This is a genomic window from Mycobacterium scrofulaceum, assembly GCF_002086735.1.
GTDB lineage: Bacteria > Actinomycetota > Actinomycetes > Mycobacteriales > Mycobacteriaceae > Mycobacterium > Mycobacterium scrofulaceum.
In genome coordinates, this window is sequence record NZ_MVIJ01000009.1 from 1 (window position 1) to 22,727 (window position 22,727).

The 22,727-nt window shown below is 70.7% G+C and carries 22 protein-coding genes and 1 pseudogene; 15 read left to right on the plus strand and 8 right to left on the minus strand.

Features of this window, described 5'->3' with window-relative positions; translation table 11 throughout:
* Positions 1-67: 67 nt before the first annotated feature.
* A pseudogene (locus BST44_RS07965) lies at positions 68-442 on the minus strand (leucine zipper domain-containing protein); the annotation flags it as partial.
* A gap of 126 nt (positions 443-568) precedes the next feature.
* Entirely contained in the window at positions 569-1,330 is a 762-nt protein-coding gene (locus BST44_RS07970) for an Rv3717 family N-acetylmuramoyl-L-alanine amidase (RefSeq protein ID WP_083176402.1), read from the minus strand.
* A gap of 98 nt (positions 1,331-1,428) precedes the next feature.
* Between BST44_RS07970 and BST44_RS07975 the strand changes: the two genes are divergently transcribed.
* Positions 1,429-1,770 carry a YbaB/EbfC family nucleoid-associated protein gene (locus tag BST44_RS07975; RefSeq protein WP_083176404.1) on the plus strand — a complete coding sequence of 114 codons (342 nt, stop codon included), beginning with the start codon at positions 1,429-1,431 and terminating at the stop codon, positions 1,768-1,770.
* Between the two features lie 12 nt (positions 1,771-1,782).
* On the plus strand, positions 1,783-2,394 hold the full coding sequence (recR, locus tag BST44_RS07980; protein ID WP_007166700.1) for a recombination mediator RecR: 612 nt from the start codon (positions 1,783-1,785) through the stop codon (positions 2,392-2,394).
* 6 nt (positions 2,395-2,400) lie between these two features.
* On the opposite strand, the gene BST44_RS07985 is transcribed toward recR, so the two are convergent.
* Genes BST44_RS07985 through BST44_RS07995 form a run of 3 tightly spaced genes read right to left on the minus strand, consistent with a single transcriptional unit; the run spans position 2,401 to position 4,781 of the window.
* Complete coding sequence (locus tag BST44_RS07985; protein WP_083176406.1) at positions 2,401-2,838, minus strand: hypothetical protein; 438 nt, start codon at positions 2,836-2,838, stop codon at positions 2,401-2,403.
* Position 2,839: 1 nt separating this feature from the next.
* The gene (locus BST44_RS07990) at positions 2,840-3,547 is read right to left on the minus strand and encodes a type 1 glutamine amidotransferase (RefSeq protein WP_083176408.1); all 708 of its coding nucleotides are present in this window, start codon (positions 3,545-3,547) and stop codon (positions 2,840-2,842) included.
* On the minus strand, positions 3,540-4,781 hold the full coding sequence (locus BST44_RS07995; RefSeq protein ID WP_083176410.1) for a Mur ligase family protein: 1,242 nt from the start codon (positions 4,779-4,781) through the stop codon (positions 3,540-3,542). The genes BST44_RS07990 and BST44_RS07995 overlap by 8 nt, the downstream gene beginning before the upstream one ends.
* A gap of 72 nt (positions 4,782-4,853) precedes the next feature.
* On the opposite strand from BST44_RS07995, the gene BST44_RS08000 reads away from it, so the two are divergent.
* Positions 4,854-5,846 (plus strand): DEDDh family exonuclease, encoded by a 993-nt coding sequence (locus BST44_RS08000; protein ID WP_083176411.1) that lies wholly within the window; start codon positions 4,854-4,856, stop codon positions 5,844-5,846.
* An 83-nt stretch (positions 5,847-5,929) separates the two neighbouring features.
* On the opposite strand, the gene leuA is transcribed toward BST44_RS08000, so the two are convergent.
* On the minus strand, positions 5,930-7,771 hold the full coding sequence (gene leuA, locus BST44_RS08005) for a 2-isopropylmalate synthase (RefSeq protein WP_439330704.1): 1,842 nt from the start codon (positions 7,769-7,771) through the stop codon (positions 5,930-5,932).
* A 298-nt stretch (positions 7,772-8,069) separates the two neighbouring features.
* On the opposite strand from leuA, the gene BST44_RS08010 reads away from it, so the two are divergent.
* From BST44_RS08010 to egtE, 12 genes are all read left to right on the plus strand, one after another.
* Positions 8,070-9,335: an aspartate kinase gene (locus BST44_RS08010; RefSeq protein ID WP_083176415.1), complete on the plus strand. Its 1,266-nt coding sequence runs from the start codon at positions 8,070-8,072 to the stop codon at positions 9,333-9,335.
* Positions 9,336-10,394, plus strand: a complete 1,059-nt coding sequence (locus BST44_RS08015; RefSeq protein WP_083176417.1) for an aspartate-semialdehyde dehydrogenase — start codon at positions 9,336-9,338, stop codon at positions 10,392-10,394.
* Positions 10,395-10,401: 7 nt separating this feature from the next.
* Positions 10,402-11,544: a DUF4185 domain-containing protein gene (locus BST44_RS08020; protein ID WP_083176419.1), complete on the plus strand. Its 1,143-nt coding sequence runs from the start codon at positions 10,402-10,404 to the stop codon at positions 11,542-11,544.
* Positions 11,545-11,672: 128 nt separating this feature from the next.
* Complete coding sequence (locus BST44_RS08025) at positions 11,673-12,041, plus strand: hypothetical protein (RefSeq protein ID WP_083176421.1); 369 nt, start codon at positions 11,673-11,675, stop codon at positions 12,039-12,041.
* Positions 12,042-12,189: 148 nt separating this feature from the next.
* Positions 12,190-12,687, plus strand: coding sequence for a hypothetical protein (locus BST44_RS08030; protein ID WP_083176423.1), 498 nt, complete (start codon positions 12,190-12,192; stop codon positions 12,685-12,687).
* Between the two features lie 81 nt (positions 12,688-12,768).
* Positions 12,769-14,211 (plus strand): catalase, encoded by a 1,443-nt coding sequence (locus BST44_RS08035; protein WP_083176425.1) that lies wholly within the window; start codon positions 12,769-12,771, stop codon positions 14,209-14,211.
* 50 nt (positions 14,212-14,261) lie between these two features.
* Positions 14,262-14,909: a sensor domain-containing protein gene (locus BST44_RS08040; RefSeq protein WP_142274416.1), complete on the plus strand. Its 648-nt coding sequence runs from the start codon at positions 14,262-14,264 to the stop codon at positions 14,907-14,909.
* A gap of 167 nt (positions 14,910-15,076) precedes the next feature.
* Positions 15,077-16,360 carry an ergothioneine biosynthesis glutamate--cysteine ligase EgtA gene (gene egtA, locus BST44_RS08045; protein ID WP_142274402.1) on the plus strand — a complete coding sequence of 428 codons (1,284 nt, stop codon included), beginning with the start codon at positions 15,077-15,079 and terminating at the stop codon, positions 16,358-16,360.
* Positions 16,357-17,652 (plus strand): ergothioneine biosynthesis protein EgtB, encoded by a 1,296-nt coding sequence (gene egtB, locus BST44_RS08050; protein WP_083176429.1) that lies wholly within the window; start codon positions 16,357-16,359, stop codon positions 17,650-17,652. Before egtA ends, egtB begins: the two co-directional genes overlap by 4 nt.
* Positions 17,652-18,365 carry an ergothioneine biosynthesis protein EgtC gene (egtC, locus tag BST44_RS08055; RefSeq protein WP_083176431.1) on the plus strand — a complete coding sequence of 238 codons (714 nt, stop codon included), beginning with the start codon at positions 17,652-17,654 and terminating at the stop codon, positions 18,363-18,365. The genes egtB and egtC overlap by 1 nt, the downstream gene beginning before the upstream one ends.
* On the plus strand, positions 18,362-19,327 hold the full coding sequence (gene egtD, locus BST44_RS08060; protein WP_083176433.1) for an L-histidine N(alpha)-methyltransferase: 966 nt from the start codon (positions 18,362-18,364) through the stop codon (positions 19,325-19,327). Before egtC ends, egtD begins: the two co-directional genes overlap by 4 nt.
* Entirely contained in the window at positions 19,324-20,472 is a 1,149-nt protein-coding gene (egtE, locus tag BST44_RS08065) for an ergothioneine biosynthesis PLP-dependent enzyme EgtE (protein WP_083176435.1), read from the plus strand. Before egtD ends, egtE begins: the two co-directional genes overlap by 4 nt.
* A gap of 4 nt (positions 20,473-20,476) precedes the next feature.
* Here egtE and BST44_RS08070 read toward each other — a convergent pair whose 3' ends face one another.
* A complete protein-coding gene (locus tag BST44_RS08070; protein WP_083176437.1) occupies positions 20,477-21,157 on the minus strand; it encodes a class I SAM-dependent methyltransferase in 681 nt (226 codons plus the stop codon).
* 20 nt (positions 21,158-21,177) lie between these two features.
* Complete coding sequence (locus BST44_RS08075; protein ID WP_083176439.1) at positions 21,178-22,650, minus strand: glutamate-cysteine ligase family protein; 1,473 nt, start codon at positions 22,648-22,650, stop codon at positions 21,178-21,180.
* Positions 22,651-22,727 lie beyond the last annotated feature (77 nt).

Consider the following 22,727-nt stretch of genomic DNA (forward strand, 5'->3'; position numbering starts at 1 on the left):
AGCCCGCGGCGCACCCCGACGCGTACCGAACGGCGCATTATCAAAGTCCGTGTCCTGCGGCGCTGGGGACCCGCCCGGTCGGACGGTCCAGCCAGCGCAGTTTGGCCAGGCCGTAGCGGGTCAACACCCGGTGCACTGTGGAAGGATGAACACCGAGTAAGTACCCGATACGGGCGGGTCCCCAGCGCCGCAGGACACGGACTTTGATAATGCGCCGTTCGGTACGCGTCGGGGTGCGCCGCGGGCTGCGATGCGGTCGTGAACTGCGATCAACCATGCCCGCGGCGCCGTCGACGCGATAGCGGCTGGCCCAGCGCGACGCCGTCGTCGACGAAACTTGAAACCGTTCCGCGGCCCGTCGAAGTGTCCAACCCTCCTCAACGACACAGCGAGCCAGCCGCAGGCGACCGGTTTCTGACAATGGGGCATTACGGTGGGACATGAAGACCTCCGACGGTGAGCAGTGCGTTCCTCGACAGCTCGCACTTCACTCGGAGGTCTTCGTCATGTCACCACGCCACGCCGTCCCTAACGTCCGTGGTCAGTACAGCTAGCCGCGCCTTCGGGCTCAGCGCGCCTGGCCCTGCGACGCCAGGAAGCCCGCGACACCGCGGACCATCGCGTCGGCGTACTTCTGCCTGCCCTCGGCCGACTCCATCAGCGCCGAATCCGCGGGATTCTTCATGTTGCCGCACTCGACCAGGATCGACGGATACTGCGCCAGGTTCAGCCCGGCCAGGTCCGAGCGCCCGTACAGCCCGCTCTGGCCGATGTAGTTGGCCGGCGGGATCCCGGAGGCCTGCATCTGGTCGCGCATGATCCGGGCGTACTGCACCGACGGTCCGGCCTGCACCTGGTTGAGCGGCGGCGCCGAGTAGTTGACGTGAAAGCCCCGGCCCGACGCGGGCCCGCCGTCGCCGTGGATGCTCAGCACCGCGTTGGGGTGCAGCGCGTTGGCCATGTTGGCGCGCTCGTCGACGCACGGCCCCAGCCCGGTGTCGTTGCCGCGGGCCAGGGCGGTCCGCACGCCCAGGGCGTTGAGCTCCTGACGTACCCGCAGCGCGGTGTCCCAGGTGAAGGTGTGCTCCGGGTAGCCGCCGTTGGTCGACGTCCCGCTCGCCTGGCAGTCCTTGGTGCCACCCCGGCCGGTGGGCACCTGGCGGCCGATGGAGGCGTCGTTGGCGCCGTTGTGCCCGGGGTCGATGAAGACCACCATGCCGGCGATGTTGGAGGGGGCTCCCCACGCGGCCGGCGCGATCGCCGTCGAAGCGGCAACCAGCACACCGATGACCAACCTGACGCCGACACGCCTGCTCACTCGTAGGTCCACGGCGCAAAGGTAGCGTCGCGCGGTCTACGCTGGGTGTTTCGAATCGCCGGACACCCGCAGGCGAAACCAGTTCGAGACCAAGATGCGAGGGAACTGTCATGCAACCCGGAGGCGACATGTCGGCGCTGCTGGCCCAGGCGCAGCAGATGCAGCAGAAGTTGATGGAAGCCCAGCAACAGCTCGCCAACGCCGAGGTGCACGGACAGGCCGGCGGCGGGTTGGTCAAGGTGACGGTGAAGGGCAGCGGCGAGGTGATCGCGGTGCAGATCGACCCCCAGGTCGTCGACCCCGCGGACGTCGAGACGCTGCAGGACCTGATCGTCGGGGCCATGGCGGACGCGTCCAAGCAGGTCACCCGCATGGCGCAGGAACGGCTCGGGGCACTGGCCGGCGGCCTCGGCGGGCCACCCCCGGGGCAGCCGCCGGCCCCGGAGCGCTAGACACCCCGCGACATGTTTGAAGGACCCGTCCAGGATCTGATCGACGAGCTCGGCAAGCTGCCGGGCATCGGGCCCAAGAGCGCTCAACGCATCGCCTTCCACCTGTTGTCGGTCGAGCCGCCGGATATCGACCGGCTGACCGCGGCGCTGGGGAAGGTCCGCGACGGCGTCCGGTTCTGCGAGGTGTGCGGCAACGTCTCCGACAACGAGCGCTGCCGGATCTGTTCGGACCCCCGCCGGGACGGCTCGCTGGTGTGCGTCGTCGAGGAGCCGAAGGACGTCCAGGCCGTCGAGCGCACCCGCGAGTTCCGCGGCCGCTACCACGTGCTGGGCGGCGCGCTCGACCCGCTGTCCGGGGTGGGGCCCGACCAGTTGCGGATCCGCGAGCTGCTGAGCCGGATCGGGGAGCGGGTCGACGACGTCGACATCGCCGAGGTGATCATCGCCACCGACCCCAACACCGAGGGCGAGGCCACCGCCACCTACCTGGTGCGGATGCTGCGCGACATCCCCGGGCTGACCGTGACGCGGATCGCCTCCGGCCTGCCGATGGGCGGCGACCTGGAGTTCGCCGACGAGCTGACGCTGGGCCGCGCGCTCGCCGGCCGCCGGGCGATGGTCTGAGGTCGCTCAGGACTTGATTAATCGGAACGGCCGGGTGACGGTCGAGCCTGGACCTCCACACCCGTCCGACGTGGTCGTCCGGCCCTCACCGGCAAGCGACACGGCGTCGAAGCCGTAGTCGACGGTTGCCGGGACCGAGGCTCCGTTCGCGCATGGCGCCTGCGTCGCGCCGCTGTGGGTCCAGCGTCCGTTCGCGAGGTCGAACTCCCAGCTGATGACGAACGTCCCGCCGTCCTGCGAGGTCGCCAGCGTGCAGTCCGACCCGCACGGGACGAACAGCCAACTGGTCGACTTGTCGCTGTCGGTATAGAGCACGGTGTACCGACCGCTCGGCACCTCCGGGGCGGCGTGCGCGGGCACCGGCGTGATCAATGCGGCTGCGACGAGCAGGGCGCCGCCGCCTGCCCACCCCGGCCGGCTGCTTCTCGCGATGTCTTTGCTCACGTCAGCGCGCCGCCAGCCGCTCCCGGCGCAACAACTCCACCTCTGGCAGGTTCAGCGGCGCCAGCTCACCGACGACCTTGCCCAGCAGCAGGTCGGCCAGTTCGGGGTTGCGGGCCAGGCATGGCCCGTGCATGTAGGTGGCGATGACGCTGCCCTGCACCGCGCCGTCGTAGCCGTCGCCCGCCCGGTTGCCCGCGCCCTTGATCACCGCGCCCAGCGGCGATGCGGCGGGTCCCAGCACGGTGCCGCCCCGGTGGTTCTCGAAACCGGTGAGCCGTTGGGTCAGCCCGGGCAGCAGCGGCTTGGTGATCAGCTCGCCGATGGTGCGGGCGTCCTGCGGCGAGGTGGTCGCGTCGAGCAGGCCCACGCCGTCGACCCGTTCCCCCGCCGACGTCTCGTACCACTGGCCGAGCACCTGAACGGCGGCGCAGATCGCCAGCACGGGCGCCCCCCGGTCGGCGGCGCGCTGCAGCCCTGGGTGCTTGATCAGGTGCCTGGTGGCCAGCCGTTGCGCGTAGTCCTCCGCCCCGCCCAGGGTGTAGAGGTCCAACGAGTCGGGAACCGGGTCGGCCAGCGTGATCTCGACGATCTCGGCGGCGATGCCCCGCAACCGCAGCCGCTGGCGCAGCACCAGCGCGTTGCCGCCGTCGCCGTAGGTGCCCATCACGTCGGGCAGCACCAGCCCGATCCGCACGGTCGAGTCAGCCATGACGCGCCAACGCCCGTTGCAGCTGCAGGAACGCGGTGTAGTTGGCGACCACCTCGACCCGCCCGGGCGGGCAGGACGCGATGGCGGCCACGGTGTCGTGCACCAGGGTGTGGTCGACGCCCGCGTAGCCGAGGCGCACGGCGAGGTCGGTGCCGCGCTCGCCGGCGGCGACGACGGCCGTCTCTTCGAAGTGCTCGAAGCGCACGTCCCACAGCCAGGACAGATCCTCGCCGTCGGGCACCTGGCCGTTGACCGCGATGACCACCCCGGCCGCGTGCTTGTCGACCATCGACAGCGCCTCCTGCCAGCCGGCCGGGTTCTTGGCCAGCAGGATCCGCGCCTGGTGGTCGCCGATGCGGACGGTCCGGTAGCGCCCGGCGACCTCGTCGACCCCGCTGACGGCCGTGACGGCCCTGGCCGGGTCCGCCCCCAGCGCGACGGCGGCGGCGACCGCCTGCGCGGCGTTGCCGCGGTTGACCGCGCCCGGCAGCGCCAGCCGCATCGGCAGGGCCAGCCCGTCGGGCCCGTACAGCGTCTCGTCGTCGAACCACCACTGCGGGCTGGGCCGCTTGAAGTCCGCGCCGGTGGAATACCAGTGGCCTTCCCCACCAGGGGGGTCGCGGACGATCACCTCGCCGCTGCGCGGGCAGCTGACCGAGTCGTTGGCCCACCCGCCGCCCGCGGCCACCCACACCACCTTCGGGCTGTCGTAGGCCGCCGACGTCATCAGCACGTCGTCGCAGTTGGCGACGACGACGGCCGCCGGGTGCCGCGCCAGGCCGGCGCGCAGCGTGCGTTCGATGACGTTGATCTCGCCGACGCGGTCCAGCTGGTCGCGCGAAAGGTTGAGCAGCACGACGACCGCGGGCTCGACGGCATCCGACACGTGCGGCACGTGCATCTCGTCGACCTCCAGGGCCGCCAGCGGCGCCTCGCGGTTGGCGGCCAGCGCGGCGACCAGGCCGGCGTCCATGTTGGCGCCCTCGGCGTTGGTGGCCACCGGTCCCAGCGTGCCGAGCGCGGCGGCGGTCATCCGGGTCGTGGTCGACTTGCCGTTGGTGCCGGTGACGACGACGGTGCGCCGTCCGGCCGCGAGCTGACGCAGGACCGAGCCGTCCAGGGTCATCGCGATCAGGCCGCCGATCATCGCGCCGGCGCCGCGCCCGGTCACCCGGGATGCCCAGCGCGCGCTCGATCCCGCGGCGAGGGCGAGACGCGCGCGGGTGGTGATCACCCGGGCAGATTACCGACCGACACGGCTGCGCAGCGACCCGGCGATGTCGGTCGGACGTGCCATCCTCGAGTCATGAACCGGGTGTCCTGGGGGCGGCCGGCCGTCGAGCCGGACGGGGGTTGGGCCGTCATCGACGTCGAGACCTCGGGCTTTCGGCCGGGCCAGGCCCGGGTGATCAGCCTGGCGGTGCTCGGGCTGGACGACGACGGCCGCGTCGAGCAGTCAGTCGTCAGCCTGCTCAACCCGGGCGTGGACCCCGGCCCCACCCACGTGCACGGCCTGACCGCGGCCATGCTCGAAGACCAGCCGCAGTTCGCCGACGTCGTCGACGACGTGGTCAAGGTGCTGGACGGCCGCACGCTGGTAGCCCACAACGTCGCGTTCGACTACGCGTTCCTGACCGCGGAAGCCGAGCTCGCCGAGGCCGAGCTGCCCATCGACTCCGTCATGTGCACGGTCGAGCTGGCCCGGCGGCTGGACCTCGGCATCGACAACCTGCGATTGGAGACCCTGGCGGCACACTGGGGCCTCCGCCAGGAACGGCCGCACGACGCCTTCGACGACGCCATGGTGCTGACCGGTGTGCTGGAGTCGGCGCTCGAGCGCGCCCGCGAACGCGACATCTGGCTTCCGGTGCATCCGGTCACCCGGCGCCGCTGGCCCAACGGCCGCGTCACCCACGACGAGCTGCGCCCGTTGAAGGTGCTGGCCTCGCGGATGCCGTGCCCGTACCTCAACCCGGGGCATTACGTGTGCGGCCGGCCGCTGGTGCAGGGCATGCGGGTGGCCCTGGCGGCCGAGGTCGCGCGCACCCACGAGGAGCTCGTCGAGCGGATCCTGCATGCCGGGCTGGCCTACAGCGACGCCGTCGACCGGGAGACCTCGCTGGTGGTCTGCAACGACCCCGCCCCCGATCAGGGCAAGGGGTATCTGGCGCGGCAGCTGGGGGTCCCGGTGGTTTCCGACGCGCAGTTCATGGAGTCCATCCGCGCGGTCGTCGGCGGCACCAGCATGGAGGAATTCACCGACACCACCACGCTCGACCAGCAACTCGCCCTGTTCTAGGCCCACCTAGGCCGGCTGGCCGGCACTACCGCGATGGTGCCGAACCGCGGCACCCGGCGCCGGCGCCGCGCTTGCGATCGGCACTAGCGCGACGCCCGGTTGACGGCCGACACGACGGCGCGCAGCGACGCGGTGGTGATCGACGGCGCGATGCCCACACCCCACACCGTGCGGCCGTTGACCGACGCCTCCACGTACGCGGCGGCCTGCGCGTCGTCACCGGCGCTCATCGCGTGCTCGGAGTAGTCGAGTACCGCGACGTCGAACCCGACGTCGCCCAGCGCGTGCACGAACGCCGCCAGGGGGCCGTTGCCCGCGCCGCTGATCTCGGTCTCCTCCCCGTTGACCTTGACGGTGGCCGAGATCGTGGTGGTGCCGCTGTCCTCCTCTGACGCCTCGACCCGCTGCTTCATCCGCTCCAGCGGCCACACCGGGGCCAGGTACTCCTCGTAGAAGGCGTCCCACATCTCCTTCGGGGAGACCTCCCCGCCCTCACCCTCGGTGATCTTCTGGACGGCCTGGGAGAACTCGATCTGCAGCCGCCGCGGCAGCGCCAGGCCGTGGTCGGACTTCATGATGTAGGCCACCCCGCCCTTGCCGGACTGCGAGTTGACCCGGATCACCGCCTCGTAGGTGCGCCCGACGTCCTTGGGGTCGATCGGCAGATACGGCACCTGCCAGAGCATGTCGTCGACGTCGGCGTCCGCGGCGTCCGCGTCGATCTTCATCTGGTCCAGGCCCTTGTTGATGGCGTCCTGGTGGCTGCCGGAGAACGCGGTGTACACCAGGTCCCCGCCGTAGGGGTGCCGCTCGTGCACCGGCAGCTGGTTGCAGTACTCCACCGTGCGGCGGATCTCGTCGATGTTGGAGAATTCGATCTGCGGGTCGACGCCGCGGGAGAACAGGTTGAGCCCCAGCGTCACCAGGCACACGTTGCCCGTGCGCTCGCCGTTGCCGAACAGGCAGCCCTCGATCCGGTCGGCGCCGGCGGCGAAGCCCAATTCGGCTGCGGCGACGGCTGTTCCGCGGTCGTTGTGCGGGTGCAGGCTCAGGATGACCGATTCCCGGTTGGCCAGGTTGCGGCTCATCCACTCGATCGAGTCGGCGTACACGTTGGGGGTGGCCATCTCCACCGTGGCGGGTAGGTTGAAGATGATCGGGTTGTGCGGGGTCGGCGCGATGATCTCGCCGACGGCGTCGCACACCTGCCGCGCATACTCCAGCTCGGTACCGGTGTAGGACTCCGGCGAATACTCGAAACGCCATTGTGTGCCAGGGTATTTGGCGGCCTCCTCGACGCATTTGCGGGCGCCGTCGGTGGCGATGGCCTGCACCGCCGCCCGGTCGGCGCGAAAGACCACGCGGCGCTGCAGGATTGACGTCGAGTTGTAGAAGTGCACGATGGCCCGCGGCGCGCCCTCGCACGCGAGGAAGGTGCGCTCGATGAGTTCGGGCCGGCACTGGGTCAGCACCTGGATGGTGACGTCGTCGGGAATCGCGCCGTCGGTGATGATCTCGCGCACGAAGTCGAAGTCGGTCTGACTGGCCGAGGGGAAGCCGACCTCGATCTCCTTGTAACCCATGCGCACCAGCAGATCGAACATGCGGCGCTTGCGGGTCGGGCTCATCGGGTCGATCAGCGCCTGGTTGCCGTCGCGCAGGTCCACCGCGCACCACAGCGGCGCGCGGTCGATGACGCGGTCGGGCCAGGTCCGGTCGGCCAGCCGGATGGGCTCGACCTCGTCGGCGAAGGACCGGTACCGGTTGACCGGCATCGCCGAACCGCGCTGGGGATTCCACCCGGGCTGGCCGGGCGCCCGCGGGCCCGCGGGTTTGACGATGGATCGTTGCGACGTATAAGCGTCGGGATGGGAAGTCACGGTGATTGCTCCGGGGGTGTCAGAAGGAACCTCAGACCGGCGCATCGCGAACACCCGCGACGGGAGGCCGGTCTGGATCAGACCCCGTCGCGGCGTCCGAGGAGGAGCACCCGCTGCACGAGGAGAACTCTACCGCGGTTGGCGCCACGGAGAAAATTGCGCGACAGTCGCCGGGTGTGCGGCGATGGCCTCGCGTGTGCGGTCAGGGCGGGAAACCCGCGAAAATTCAGCCCCGGACGCACACGCAAAGCCGTCAGTGCACACCGGACGCCTCGCCGAGAAAATCCCGATGTGCCGGCACGTATTCTGTTGTGGACCTAAACGCCTGTGGGAAAGGGAAACAGTGGCGCTCGTCGTGCAGAAGTACGGCGGATCCTCGGTGGCCGACGCCGATCGGATCCGCCGCGTCGCCGAGCGCATCGTCGCGACCAAGAAGCAGGGGAACGACGTCGTCGTGGTGGTCTCCGCCATGGGCGACACCACCGACGACCTGATGGACCTGGCGCAGCAGGTGTGCCCGGCCCCGCCGCCGCGGGAGCTCGACATGCTGCTGACCGCCGGCGAGCGCATCTCCAACGCGCTGGTGGCCATGGCGATCGAATCGCTGGGAGCGCAGGCGCGCTCGTTCACCGGCTCGCAGGCCGGCGTCATCACCACCGGCACCCACGGCAACGCGAAGATCCTCGAGGTCACGCCCGGCCGGCTGCAGGAAGCGCTCGACGAGGGGCGCATCGTGCTGGTCGCCGGGTTCCAGGGCGTCAGCCAGGACACCCGGGACGTCACCACCCTGGGCCGCGGCGGGTCGGACACCACCGCGGTCGCCCTGGCCGCCGCCCTGCACGCCGACGTCTGCGAGATCTACACCGACGTGGACGGCATCTTCAGCGCGGATCCCAGGATTGTGCACAACGCCCGCAAGCTCGACACGGTGTCCTTCGAGGAGATGCTCGAAATGGCGGCGTGCGGCGCCAAGGTGCTGATGCTGCGCTGTGTGGAATACGCCCGCCGCTACAACATCCCGGTGCACGTCCGCTCGTCGTATTCGGACAAGCCGGGCACCGTCGTCGTCGGATCGATCAAGGACAAGCCAATGGAAGACCCCATCCTGACCGGAGTCGCGCACGACCGCAGCGAGGCGAAGGTGACCGTCGTCGGCATCCCCGACATCCCGGGTTACGCGGCGAGGGTGTTCCGTGCCGTCGCGGACGCCGAGGTCAACATCGACATGGTGCTGCAGAACGTCTCGAAGATCGAGGACGGCAAGACCGACATCACCTTCACCTGCTCGCGGGACAGCGGGCCCACGGCGGTGGCCAAGCTGGACGCGCTCTCCGACGAGATCGGGTTCGCCCAGCTGCTCTACGACGATCACATCGGCAAGGTGTCGCTGATCGGCGCGGGCATGCGCAGCCACCCCGGCGTCACCGCGACGTTCTGTGAGGCCCTGGCGGAGGTGGGCGTCAACATCGAGCTGATCTCCACCTCCGAGATCCGCATCTCAGTGCTGTGCCGCGACACCGAACTGGACAAGGCCGTCGTGGCGTTGCACGAGGCGTTCGGGCTCGGCGGCGAGGAGTCGGCGACGGTGTATGCGGGGACGGGTAGGTAGATGGTTTCCATCGGGGTAGTGGGCGCCACCGGCCAGGTGGGCCAGGTGATGCGCAGGTTGCTCGACGAGCGGGACTTCCCCGCTCGGGATAGTGGGGGGTCGGTGCGGTTCTTCGCGTCGGCCCGCTCGCAGGGGCGCAAGCTGGAATTCCGCGGCCAGGAGATCGAGGTCGAGGACGCCGCGACGGCCGACCCGACGGGGCTGGATATCGCGTTGTTCTCCGCGGGCAAGGCGATGTCGCTGGTGCAGGCGCCGCGGTTCGCCGCGGCGGGCGTGACGGTGATCGACAACTCGTCGGCGTGGCGCAAGGACCCCGACGTGCCGCTGGTGGTCTCCGAGGTGAACTTCGAGAGGGATGTCGCCGCGGGCGCCCAGTCCCTGAAGAAGGGCATCATCGCCAACCCGAACTGCACCACGATGGCCGCGATGCCGGTGCTCAAGGTGCTGCACGACGAGGCCGAGCTGGTGCGCCTGGTGGTCTCGAGCTACCAGGCGGTGTCGGGCAGCGGGCTGGCCGGGGTCGAGGAGCTGGCGACCCAGGCGCGCGCGGTCATCGGCGACGCCGAGCAGCTGGTGCACGACGGTTCGGCGGTCGAGTTCCCGGCGCCCAAGACGTACGTCGCGCCGATCGCGTTCAACGTCGTGCCGCTCGCCGGCTCGCTGGTCGACGACGGCTCCGGGGAGACCGACGAGGACCAGAAGCTGCGGCACGAGAGCCGCAAGATCCTCGGCATCCCCGGGCTGGCGGTGAGCGGGACCTGCGTGCGGGTCCCGGTGTTCACCGGGCACTCGCTGTCGATCAACGCCGAATTCGCCCGGCCGCTGTCGCCCGAACGCGCCCGCGCGCTGCTCGACCGCGCGCCCGGTGTCAAGGTGGTCGACGTGCCGACCCCGCTGGCGGCCGCCGGCGTCGACGAGTCGCTGGTCGGCCGCATCCGGCGCGACCAGGGGGTGCCCGACGGGCGCGGCCTCGCCCTGTTCGTGTCGGGGGACAACCTGCGCAAGGGGGCGGCGCTGAACACCATCCAGATCGCCGAGCTGCTGGCCGCCCAGTTGTGAGAAGCGGGTGAGCACCGCCCACACCCGACTGGTCGCGCGGTGCTCGCTTGCACTGATTCTGGTTGCGCCGCAATGGTGTTGGGTTGCCCATGCCTACCCGCCGGCGCCGGCCCCCGAGCCGATCGTGCAGCCGCTGGCTCCCGGTCAGGTGTTGCGGATCGGCCCCACGGCCGGCACCGGCACCCCCACCGGCGACTACGGCATCGGGGCGACCGACCTCTGTGAGTTCGTCGAATTCCCCACCGAGTTGCTCCAGGTCTGCGGCGACAGCTTCGCCGGCCAGGGCGTGGGTTTCGGCGGCTGGTATGCGCCGGTGGCGCTGCACGTCGACACCGCGAGCGTCGACGATCCCGCCGGGGTGCGCTACACCGGCGTGACCGGGATCGGCAAACCGCTGCTGGCCGATCCCGCCCCGCCCGGCGCCTCGCAACTGCCCGCGGGCGTGGTGCAGATCAACCGGCGCAACTACATGCTGGTGACCACGACGAAGAACCTGGAGCCGCAAAGCTCGCGGCTGGTGACGGCCGAACCGCAGCGGGCGGGCTGGCAGACGATCGCCGGCTCCCGGCGCCCCGCCTCCTACCAGGGCGGCTCGCAGACCCAGATCAGCGGTTACTACGACCCGATCCCCACCCCGGACTCACCGACCGGCTGGGTGTACGTCGTCGCCGACAGCTTCACCCGCCGCGACCCGGTCCTGCTCTACCGGGCGACCCCGCAAACGTTCACCGACCGGTCGAAGTGGCAGGGCTGGGCCGGTGGGCCGGGCGGCGGGTGGGGCAAGCCGCCGACCCCGCTCTGGCCGGACCCGGTCGGTGAGATGTGTGTGCGGCAAATCGACGGCAAGGCCGTGCTGTCCTACTTCAATGCGGTCACCGGCAACATGGAGGTCCGCGTCGCCGACGACCCCACGTCGCTGGGCGACGCCCCGGTGACCACGGTGGTGCAGCATGACGAGTGGCCCGAGCCGGCGGACAGCCTGCCGCCCCCCTACGACAACCGCCTCGCGCAACCGTACGGCGGGTACATCTCGCCCGGTTCCACCCTCGACGAGCTGCGAATCTTCGTCAGCCAGTGGGACACCCGCGCGCGGGTGGCCGCGCCGTACCGGGTGATCCAGTTCGCCGTCAACCCGTTCAAGCCGGAGTAGCGCCGCGGCGGGGCCGGAAATCCCGCCGGATCGGGGTGTCTTGCCAGCTGAGCGGGTGTTTTCAGCTCACAGCTGCTACATAACCACCGCATAGCCCAACTATTGTTAACGCCTTCATCATTTGTCTCATGAGTGAAACATCTGAAACCCCCACCGCGCGGACCTCGACCGCGACCGCACCGGCGCCCGCCGTGGCGCAACCGCTGTACAAGACCCCCCGGGTCTTCATCGCCGCGGCATGGGTCGCCATCGTCGCCGGCATCGTGTTCATCGTCTCGGTCATCTTCTTCACGGGAATGGCACTGGGGCACCACGGCGGCCATCACCACCACCACCACAAGCACCCCGCGGCGTGGATGCATCCGCACCGCATGGGTGGCCCGGGCGGTCCGGGTGGCCAGGCCGGCCTTCAGCAGGGCGGACCCGCGTCGGCGACCCCCGGCGCGCCCGGCCCCGGCCAGGTTCCGTCCTCGGTCGCCCCATCCCGGACGCCGTAGTCCAGGTCAACCCAGCGGCCCGGTGCTCGGCAGAGCACCGGGCCGCGCGTCATTGCGGCGACGGCAACCGGCCGCCGCCTTTCGATTCACAGCAAGTTTTGTGGGCTGAACCTGTTACGCGCGTCGCGACCCGGGGCATCATGCAGGCATGAGCGAGACACCCGAACCGCCCAAGACACCGCCGACTCCCGCCGCCGCGACCGCCCCGCCGCCTCCGCCGCCGCCACCGGAACGGGTGAAGCCCCCGAGGCTCTACACGGCCGCCGCGTGGGTGATCATCGTCGCCGGAATCGTCTTCATCATCTCCACCGTGTTCTTCGCCGGCGCGTTCGTCTATGGGCACTACCACCACTGCCACCATCACCACGGCCAGATGTTCAACCCGGGCGGCGGCCCCGGCGGTCCCGGACCGGGCAACGGCCCGTGGGGACCGGGACCCGGCGGGCCGTGGGGACCGGGGCCGGGCCCCGGACCCGGTGGCGCCGGGGGTCCGTGGGGCGACGGCGGGCCCGGCCTGATCGTGCCCATGCCCCCACCCGGGCCGGGCGGACCCGGCGGGCCCGGCCGCGGCCCGGGGATGAGCGGTCCCGGTCAGCCGCCGACCGGCGGCAGCCCGACACCCGCATCGCCGGCGCCACGACCGTAAGCCCCACGACATAGTGGTTGGCGCGCAAGAAATTTCGTCGCCGACTTCTGGAGTCAACCCAGCAAATGAGGAGATAGCGACATGACGGAGCGTTTCACGACCACCGACGCCGGCATCGCTGCGCCCAGCGACGACCAGTCGTTGACGATCGGCCCCGACGGCCCGATCCTGCTGCAGGACCACTACCTGATCGAGCAGATGGCCCAATTCAACCGGGAGCGCATCCCGGAGCGTCAGCCGCACGCCAAGGGCGGCGGCGCCTTCGGCACGTTCGAGGTCACCAACGACGTCAGCAAATACACCAGGGCCGCGGTCTTTCAGCCCGGCACCAAGACGGACATGCTGGCCAGGTTCTCCACCGTCGCCGGCGAGCGGGGCAGCCCGGACACCTGGCGGGACCCGCGCGGCTTCGCGCTGAAGTTCTACACCAGCGAGGGCAACTTCGACCTGGTGGGCAACAACACGCCGGTCTTCTTCATGCGCGACCCGCTCAAATTCCAGCACTTCATCCGGTCCCAGAAGCGCATGCAGGCGACGAACCTGCGTGACCACAACATGCAGTGGGACTTCTGGACCCTCTCGCCGGAGTCCGCGCACCAGGTGACCTGGCTGATGGGCGATCGCGGGATCCCGAAGACGTGGCGGCACATGAACGGCTACAGCAGCCACACCTACAGCTGGATCAACGCCGCCGGCGAGATCTTCTGGGTGAAATACCACTTCATCACCGACCAGGGCATCGACTTCCTGACCCAGGAGGACGCCGACCGGTTGGCCGGCGAGGACGGCGACTACCACCAGCGCGACCTCTACGGGGCGATCGAGGGCGGCGACCATCCGAGCTGGACGTTGAAGATGCAGGTCATGCCGTACGAGGAGGCCAGGGAGTACCGGTTCAACCCGTTCGACCTGACGAAGGTGTGGCCGCACGGCGACTACCCGTTGATCGACGTCGGCAAGATGACGCTGAACCGCAACGTCACCGACTACCACACCGAGATCGAGCAGGCCGCCTTCGAGCCGAACAACACGGTGCCCGGCACCGGGCTGAGCCCGGACAAGATGCTGCAGGCGCGCGGGTTCTCCTACTCCGACGCGCACCGCGCCCGGCTGGGAACCAACTACCGGCAGATCCCGGTCAACGAACCGAAGGTCGAGGTGAACAGCTACTCCAAGGACGGCGCCATGCGGATGAAGAACGTCACCGATCCCGTCTACGCGCCCAACTCCTACGGCGGGCCGCACGCCGACCCGGCGCGCGCCGCCGAGGTGCGCTGGCACGCCGACGGCGACATGGTCCGCGCCGCCTACACCCTGCACGCCGAGGACGACGACTGGGGACAGGCCGGCTCCATGGTCCGCGACGTCCTCGACGACGCGGCCCGCGACCGGCTGGCGCACAACATCATCGGGCACGTCTCCAAGGGTGTGAAGGAGCCGGTGCTGTCGAGGGTTTTCGAGTACTGGCGCAACGTCGACCCGGACCTCGGCAAGAAGGTCGAGGAGGGCGTGCGGGCCCAATAGCCGCCGTTCGCCACCCGGTAGCCGCCCTGGCATGATCGAAAACCATGACCATGCGGATCCGTGCCGCGGTGGTGGCCGTGGGTGCGGCGGTAGGGACGGCGCTGGGCGTCCCGGTTGCGGTCGCGCACCCGTCGGAACCGGGGGTGGTGAACTACGCGGTGCTGGGTAAGGGGTCGGTCGGCAACATCGTCGGCGGACCGATGGGCTGGGAGTCCGTGTTCACCCGACCGGTCCAGAACGACTGGGTGGACCTCCCGGTGTGCAACAACTGGGCCGACATCGGCTTGCCCGAGGTGTACGACGACCCGGACCTGGCGTCGTTCAACGGCGCCGTCACCCAGACGTCGGCCACCGACCAAACCCACTTCGTCAAGCAGGCGGTCGGGGTGTTCGCCACCAACGACGCCGCGGGCCGCGCCTTCCACCGGCTGGTGGATCGGACGGTGGGCTGCTCTGGCCAGACCACCGCGATGCACCTGGACAACGGCGCCACCCAGGTGTGGTCCTTCGACGGCGGTCCGGCCGGCCCCGCCGACGCGAGCTGGACGAAGCAGGAGGCCGGCACCGATCGGCGGTGTTTCAATCAAACCAGGCTGCGCGAAAATGTCCTGCTGCAGGCGAAGGTCTGCCAATCCGGCAACGCCGGGCCCGCGGTCGACGTGCTGGCAGGGGCGATGCAGAACGCGCTGGGTCAGTGAGCCGGGCGCGGCGGCCCGGGCGGGCATGCTTGAAATTCGGCGCGGACGGGAATATGTCGGACCCATCTGCTAGATGAAGTAGTGGCGGTCACCGTTCCCTCAGCGGGTGGGGATGCGGGGCCGCAGACGCACAAGTTCGGCTTGCTCGGGCCCGAAGGGATAGTGATTTGACGTTCGCCGCCATCACTACCGCGGGCTCCGAGCTGGGCAGCCCCGAAATGGCCGATTCGCAAACGGCCGCGGGCTACATCGCCGACGGCTGCCTGGTGGACTCGCCGCTCGGGCGGGTGGGCCTGGAGCTGGAGGCCCACTGTCACGACCCGGCCGACCCGCACCGCAGGCCCGGCTGGGACGAGATCGCCGGGGTACTGGCATCGCTGCCGGAGTTGCCCGGTGGCAGCCGAATCACGGTGGAGCCCGGCGGCGCGGTGGAGCTGTCCGGTCCGCCGGCCGACGGGGTGCTGGCCGCCATCGACGCCATGCGGCGCGACCAGGCCGTGCTGCGGTCGGCGTTCGTCGACGCCGGGCTCGGCCTGGTGTTCCTCGGGGCGGACCCGCTGCGGCCGCCCCAGCGCATCAACCCGGGCGCGCGCTACCGGGCCATGGAGCAGTTCTTCGCGTCCAGCCGGTCGGGCGAGGCGGGCGCGGCGATGATGACGTCCACCGCGTCCATCCAGGTCAACCTGGACGCCGGGCCGCGCGCCGGCTGGGCCGACCGGGTGCGGCTGGCGCACGCCCTGGGACCCACGATGATCGCGATGGCCGCGAACTCGCCGATGCTGTGCGGCGGGTTCACCGGGTGGTCGTCCACCCGGCAGTGGGTGTGGGGCCAGATGGACTCGGCGCGGTGCGGGCCCGTCCTGGGCGCCAGTGGTGACGACCCGGGCACCGACTGGGCGCGCTACGCGCTCAAGGCCCCCGTGATGCTGGTCCACTGCCCGGACGCGGTGGCGGTCACGGATTGGGTCCCCTTCGCCGACTGGGTGGACGGCCGGGTGTTGCTCGGCGGCCGCCGTCCCACCGTCGCGGACCTGGAATACCACCTGACCACGCTGTTCCCGCCGGTGCGCCCGAGGCGCTGGCTGGAGATCCGCTACCTGGACAGCGTGCCGGACGACTTCTGGCCGGCCCTGGTGTTCACCCTGGTCGCCCTGCTCGACGACCCGGTCGCGGCCGGCGTCGCGGCCGAGGCGGTCGAGCCGGTGGCCACCGCCTGGGACACCGCGGCGCGGTTGGGCCTGCGCGACCGGCGGCTGCACGCCGCGGCCGCCACGTGCGTGGCCGCCGCCGCCCGGCTGGCACCGCCCGAGCTCGACGGCTCGATGCAGCGGCTGGTCGACGCCGTGGACCGGGGCCGGTGTCCCGGCGACGACTTCTCCGACCAGGTAATCGAACACGGCATCGCGGCCACGGTCGCCAGGGCGGCGCGGTGCCCGCAAGGGGGGCTGTGACTTCGACTTCTCGGGCAGGTCTTGCCGACGATCTGGCGCGCGCACGGACGCGGACGCTACGGCTGGTCGAGTTCGACGACGACGAGCTGTACCGGCAGTACGACCCGCTGATGAGCCCGCTGGTGTGGGACCTGGCGCACATCGGTCAGCAGGAGGAATTCTGGCTGCTGCGCGGCGGTGACCCCGGCCGTCCCGGCATGTTGCCGCCCGCCGTCGAGGGTCTCTACGACGCCTTCGTGCATTCCCGCGCGAGCCGGGTCGAGTTGCCGCTGTTGTCTCCCGACCGCGCGCGGGCCTACTGCCGCACGGTGCGGTCGGCCGTCCTCGACGCGCTCGACGCCCTGCCGCGGGACAGCGACGACTTCACGTTCGCGTTGGTGGTCAGCCACGAAAACCAGCACGACGAGACCATGTTGCAGGCGCTGAACCTGCGCAGCGGCGCGCCGCTGCTGCGCGAGAAGGCGGCGCTGCCCGCCGGCCGGCCGGGGCTCGCGGGCACCTCGGTGCTGGTACCCGCCGGCCCGTTCGTGCTGGGCGTGGACGCCGCGAGCGAACCGTATTCGCTGGACAACGAGCGTCCCGCCCACGTCGTCGAGCTGCCGGCGTTCCGGATCGGGCGGGTGCCGGTCAGCAACGGCGAATGGCGGCATTTCATCGAGGACGGTGGGTACCTCGCGCCGCGTTGGTGGTCCGAACGCGGCTGGGAGTACCGGCAGCGCGCGGGCCTGACCGCGCCCCAGTTCTGGAGTGCCGACGCGCGGACCCGCACCCGGTTCGGTCACGTCGAGGACATCCCCGCCGACGAGCCGGTGCAGCACGTCACCTACTTCGAGGCCGAGGCCTACGCCGCCTGGGCCGGCGCGCGGCTGCCCACCGAGATGGAGTGGGAGAAGGCCTGCGCGTGGGACCCGGCCGCCCACACCCGGCGCCGCTACCCGTGGGGCGCGCAGCCGCCGTCCGCGGACCTCGCCAACCTGGGTGGCGACGCGTTGCGCCCGGCGCCCGTCGGGGCCTACCCCGCCGGCGCCTCCGCGTACGGGGCGGAGCAGATGCTGGGCGACGTGTGGGAGTGGACAACCTCGCCGCTGCGGCCCTGGCCGGGGTTCGTCCCGATGATCTACGAGCGCTATTCGCAGCAGTTCTTCGACGGCGACTACCGGGTGCTGCGCGGCGGCTCCTGGGCGGTGGCATCCGCCATCCTGCGGCCGAGCTTCCGCAACTGGGACCATCCGATCCGGCGCCAGATCTTCTCCGGCGTCCGGTTGGCCTGGGACGTCGAGGATGTCGGCTGATGTGCCGTCACCTCGGCTGGCTCGGGACCGACGTGACGGTGTCCTCGCTGGTGCTGGACCCGCCCTACGGGCTGCGGGTGCAGTCGTATGCCCCGCGCCGGCAGAAGCACTGCCTGCTCAACGCCGACGGTTGGGGGGTCGGGTTCTTCGACCGCTCCGTGCACGGCCAGGTGCCGCGCCGCTGGCGTAGCCAGGCGCCGCTGTGGGGGGACGTGTCGTTCGAGTCGGTCGCGCCGGCGCTGCGTAGCCACTGCGTGGTGGCCGCGGTGCGTTCGGCGACGGCCGGCATGCCGATCGACGTCAGCGCGACGGCGCCGTTCAGCGACGGCCAGTGGTTGTTGTCGCACAACGGAATTGTCGACCGCGCCGTGTTGCCGGTGACGACGCGGGCCGAATCCGTCTGTGACAGTGCGCTGCTGGCGGCCGTCATCTTCGAACGCGGACTCGACGCGCTCGGCGAGACCGTCACCGAGATCGCCGCCGCCGACCCGGGCGCCCGGCTGAACGTGTTGGCCGCCAACGGCTCTCGCCTGTTGGCGACGGCCTGGGGCGACACGCTGTCCATCCTCCGGCGTCCGGACGGCGTCGTGCTGGCCAGCGAGCCCTACGACAACGACTCCGACTGGGAGGACGTGCCGGACCGCCACCTCGTCGAGGTCACCGCGGCGGGTGTCGTGCTGACCCCGCTGGATCACCCGGAAGGTTATCGATGACGCTGACCCTGTCCAACCACCTGGCCGCCGACTCCGCTGACCAGGCGCTGCGCCGCGACGTCCTGGACGGCCTGCGGCAAACACCGAAATCCTTGCCGCCCAAGTGGTTCTACGATTCGCTGGGCAGCCACCTGTTCGATCAGATCACCCGGTTGCCCGAGTACTATCCGACCCGCGCCGAGGCCGAGATCCTGCGTGCCCGGTCGGCCGAGATCGCGGCCGCCAGCGACGCCGACACCCTGGTGGAGCTGGGCAGCGGAACCTCGGAGAAGACCCGGCTGCTGCTCGACGCGCTGCGCGACCGGGGAGCGCTGCGCAGGTTCGTGCCCTTCGACGTCGACGCGGGCATCCTCTCGACGGCCGCGGCGGCCATCCAGCAGGAATACGCGGGTGTCGAAATCAATGCGGTCTGCGGGGATTTCGAGGAACACCTGACCGAGATCCCGGCCGGCGGCCGGCGGCTGTTCGTGTTCCTCGGCTCGACGATCGGCAACCTGACGCCCGGCCCCCGCGCGGAGTTCCTCTCCAGCCTGTCCGCCCAGATGCGGCCGGGGGACAGCCTGCTGCTGGGCACCGACCTGGTCAAGGACACCGGCCGGCTGGTGCGGGCCTATGACGACTCGGCCGGGGTGACGGCGGCGTTCAACCGCAACGTGCTGGCGGTGATCAACCGGCAACTCGACGCCGATTTCGACGTCGAGGCCTTCCGGCACGTCGCGCGGTGGAACGCCGACGAGGAACGCATCGAGATGTGGTTGCGCGCCGACCGTCCGCAGCGGGTCCGCGTCGACGCGCTCGACCTGACCGTCGACTTCGCGGCCGGCGAGGAGATGCTCACCGAGGTGTCCTGCAAGTTCCGCCCGGACGGGGTGAGCGCCGAACTGGACGGGGTGGGACTGCGCCGCACCCGGTGGTGGACGGACGCCGCGGGCGACTTCGGGTTGTCGCTGGCCGTGAAGTGACGGCCGGCGCGTCGCTGGCCGACCGCTGGCGGGCGGCCCGCCTGCCGGCGGCCGGGCTGCACCTGGACAGCGCGGCCTGCTCGCGGCAGAGCCTCGCGGTGATCGACGCCGCCACCCAGCACGCGCGCAACGAATCCGAGGTCGGCGGCTACGTCGCGGCCGAGGCGGCGGCCCCCGCGCTCGACGCCGGGCGCGCCGCGTTCGCCGCCCTGGCCGGCATGCCCGACGCCGAGGTGGTGTTCACCACCGGTTCCCTGAACGCGCTCGACCTGCTGCTGGGCGGCTGGCCGGCGGATCGTCGCAGGGTGGCCTGCCTGCCCGGCGAGTACGGCCCCAACCTGGCGCTGCTGGCGGCCCACGGGTTCGACCGTCGGCTGCTGCCGGCGCTGGAGGACGGGCGGATCGCGCTCGACGACGCGGCGCTGGCGCTTCAGGCCGATCCCCCCGACCTCGTTCACCTGACCGCCGTCGGCAGCCACAGCGGCGTGGTGCAACCGCTGCCGATGATCGCGCAGCTGTGCCGGGAGTTGGGGCTGCCGCTCGTCGTCGACGCCGCCCAGGCGCTGGGCCAGGTGGACTGCGCCGTCGGCGCCGACGTGACCTATGCGTCGTCGCGCAAGTGGATCGCCGGGCCGCGCGGTGTCGGGGCGCTCGCCGTGCGCCGCGAGCTGATGGAGTGCCTGCGTCCCAGGCTGGCGGCGCCGGACTGGCTCGCGGGCTCGTTCACCATCGCCCGGCAACTCGAGTTCGGCGAGGCCAATGTCGCCGCGCGGGTCGGCTTCTCGATGGCGCTGGGGGAGCACCTCGCGTACGGGCCGCAGACCGTGCGCGCTCGGCTGGCCGAGCTGGGCGCCGCCAGCCGCGCGGCGCTGGCCGACGTGGCCGGCTGGGCGGTGGTCGAAGAGGTCGACGAGCCCAGCGCCATCACCACCCTGGCCCCGGTCGAGGGCGCCGACCCGCAAGCGGTGCGCTCGTGGCTGCTCGCCGAGCGGGCGATCCTGACCACCTTCGTGGGCGTCCCGCGGGCGCCGCTCGCGCTGGCCGGGCCGGTGCTGCGGATCTCGCCGCACGTCGACACCACGGCCGAGGACGTGGAGACCTTCGCCGAGGCGCTGATCGCCGCGACGGCGGCGACGTCCGGTTGAGGGCCTAGGCCGCCTTGTGCGCCGCCAGCAGGTAGGCGGGCATCTTCATGCGGCCCTTGTCGTCGCGGTCGTGGGGCGGAAACTTGAAGGGAGCGTCGGGAATGTCGATGACGTTCGACAGGATGAAGGCGGGCCGGATCTCGTCCACCTCCCAGTACTTGCTCACCGCCGCGCGGAGTTCCTCTTCGTCGACCTCGTTGGGCTTGGGTTCCATCTCGGCGGGAAACGCGCCCTTGGCGAACACCAACACGAACAGCCCGGCGCCCGGCGCGGCCGCGCGGTGAACGGAGCTCAGGTAGCCGTCGCGGCCCTCGACCGGCAGCGAATGGAACAGCGTGGAATCCACGATCGTGGAGAACCGGCCGTCATAACCGGAAAACGTCGTGATGTCGGCTTGGACGAAGCTGGCCGTGGTCAGCCCGCGCTCCTGGGCGGCCTTGGTGGCCGCCGCGACGGCGGTCGGCGTGAGGTCGACGCCGACCACGGTGTAGCCCTGGGCGGCCAGCGCCAGCGACAGTTCGGCGACCCCACAGCCGGCGTCGAGCACGTCGCTGCGGAACTTCCCGGCCGCGGCCAGGGCGGCCAGTTCGGGTTGCGGCTCACCGATGTTCCACGGCGGCGGCCCCTCGAAGTGCGCCTGCTCGCGGTATGCGCTGTCCCAGTCCATAACCCGATCGCCCGTCATGGTTTTCAACGTACCCCCGGTCAGGACTCCCAGGTGTGGACCGGCTCGTTGGCGTGCATGTGCTCGCAGTACCGGCGCAGCATCTCGGCCAGCGCCGCGGGCCGGTTGAGGCCCTTGTCCTCCAGCGCGCGCACGGTGGACACCTGCCAGCCGGCGCCGTTGCGGCCGGTCCGGGCGCGGCCCTCGATGACGCCGAGGAACCGGTCCCGCACTTCCGCGTCGACGCCCCAGCGGCGCAGTCCCTCGTCGGCGATCGGCAGCAGCGTGTCGAGCACCAGTGTGGTGGCCGGCACGTCACCCAGCCCCGGCCAGTGCAGCCGGGCGCCGATGCCGTCGCGCGCGGCCGCAAGGAAATTCGCCTGTGCGGCAGCGAAATCCATGCCGGCCCACACCGGATCGTCGTCCTCCGACAGGCTGCGCAGCATGCCGTAGAAGAACGCCGAGTTGGCCAGCATGTCCACGACGGTCGGCCCGGCCGGCAGCACCCGGTTCTCCAGCCGCAGATGGGGCCGGCCGTGCACCACGTCGTAGACCGGCCGGTTCCACCGGTAGACGGTGCCGTTGTGCAGCCGCAATTCGGACAGCTGCGGCGCCCGCCCGGCGGCCAGCTCGGCGACCGGATCCTCGTCGGACACCTCGGGCAGCAGGGACGGGAAGTACCGGATGTTCTCGTGATACAGGTCGAGGACCGAGGTGATCCACCCTTCGCCGAACCACACCCGCGGCCGCACGCCCTGGGACTTGAGCTCCTCGGGGCGGGTGTCGGTGGACTGGGTGAACAGCTCGATGCGGGTCTCGGCCCACAACTGGTGGCCGAAGAAGTACGGCGAGTTGGCGCCCAGCGCCAGCTGCGGGGCGGCCACCACCTGGGCGGCGTTCCAGTTCGCGGGGAATGCCTCCGGGGCCACCTGCAGATGCAATTGGATGCTGGTGCAAGCGGATTCGGGCGCGATCGAGACGGCCTGCCAGCTCAGCGGCTCGGGTCCGGAGATGTTGATCGGGATGTCCTCGCCGCGGGCGGTGAAGATCGACTCGTTGAGCGCCGCGTAGCGCCGCGAGTCGCTCATCCACCCGGTGGCCAGGTGTTCTGGCATCAGTGTGGGCAGGATTCCGATCATCACGATGTGCGCACCGCCGACGCTGGCCTTGGTCTCGGCGTCGTTCAGGCTGGCCCGCACCTCGCCTTCGAGATCCAGTGTGGTGTGCCCGGGCAGGGCGTGCGGCGGGACGTTGAATTCGATGTTGTAGGCGCCCAATTCAGGCTGGAACGCCGGATCGCCGATGGCGTCGAGCACGTCGCGGTTCGACATGGCGGGCTGATAGTCGCCGTCGACGAGGTTGCACTCGATCTCCATGCCGGTGAGCGGCTGCGCCGAGTCGAAGTGCGACCGGGCCAGCATCGTCTCCAAGACGTCCAGGCACAACTGGAGCTTCCGCCGGTATTCCCGCCGATCTGCGTCGTTGTACGTGGTGCGCTTGACCTCTTCGCCCACACCGCCGATGGAACAGGGTTACCGGCGGTAAAGCAAGCGACGCGGTGAGCTTGCCGAGTCCACCCAGACCATGATGG

What these genes read in the sequence shown, in the direction of transcription:
- leuA (WP_439330704.1), bottom strand. Translation starts at nt 7,771, where the DNA reads ATGCGCCGGTCTGAGGTTCCTTCTGACACCCCCGGAGCAATCACCGTG.
- BST44_RS08015 (WP_083176417.1), top strand. Translation starts at nt 9,336, where the DNA reads ATGGTTTCCATCGGGGTAGTGGGCGCCACCGGCCAGGTGGGCCAGGTG.
- egtD (WP_083176433.1), top strand. Translation starts at nt 18,362, where the DNA reads ATGACGCTGACCCTGTCCAACCACCTGGCCGCCGACTCCGCTGACCAG.
- recR (WP_007166700.1), top strand. Translation starts at nt 1,783, where the DNA reads ATGTTTGAAGGACCCGTCCAGGATCTGATCGACGAGCTCGGCAAGCTG.
- BST44_RS07975 (WP_083176404.1), top strand. Translation starts at nt 1,429, where the DNA reads ATGCAACCCGGAGGCGACATGTCGGCGCTGCTGGCCCAGGCGCAGCAG.
- BST44_RS08070 (WP_083176437.1), bottom strand. Translation starts at nt 21,157, where the DNA reads ATGACGGGCGATCGGGTTATGGACTGGGACAGCGCATACCGCGAGCAG.
- BST44_RS08030 (WP_083176423.1), top strand. Translation starts at nt 12,190, where the DNA reads ATGAGCGAGACACCCGAACCGCCCAAGACACCGCCGACTCCCGCCGCC.
- BST44_RS08035 (WP_083176425.1), top strand. Translation starts at nt 12,769, where the DNA reads ATGACGGAGCGTTTCACGACCACCGACGCCGGCATCGCTGCGCCCAGC.
- BST44_RS07990 (WP_083176408.1), bottom strand. Translation starts at nt 3,547, where the DNA reads ATGGCTGACTCGACCGTGCGGATCGGGCTGGTGCTGCCCGACGTGATG.
- BST44_RS08025 (WP_083176421.1), top strand. Translation starts at nt 11,673, where the DNA reads ATGAGTGAAACATCTGAAACCCCCACCGCGCGGACCTCGACCGCGACC.
- egtC (WP_083176431.1), top strand. Translation starts at nt 17,652, where the DNA reads ATGTGCCGTCACCTCGGCTGGCTCGGGACCGACGTGACGGTGTCCTCG.
- BST44_RS08000 (WP_083176411.1), top strand. Translation starts at nt 4,854, where the DNA reads ATGAACCGGGTGTCCTGGGGGCGGCCGGCCGTCGAGCCGGACGGGGGT.
- BST44_RS08040 (WP_142274416.1), top strand. Translation starts at nt 14,262, where the DNA reads ATGCGGATCCGTGCCGCGGTGGTGGCCGTGGGTGCGGCGGTAGGGACG.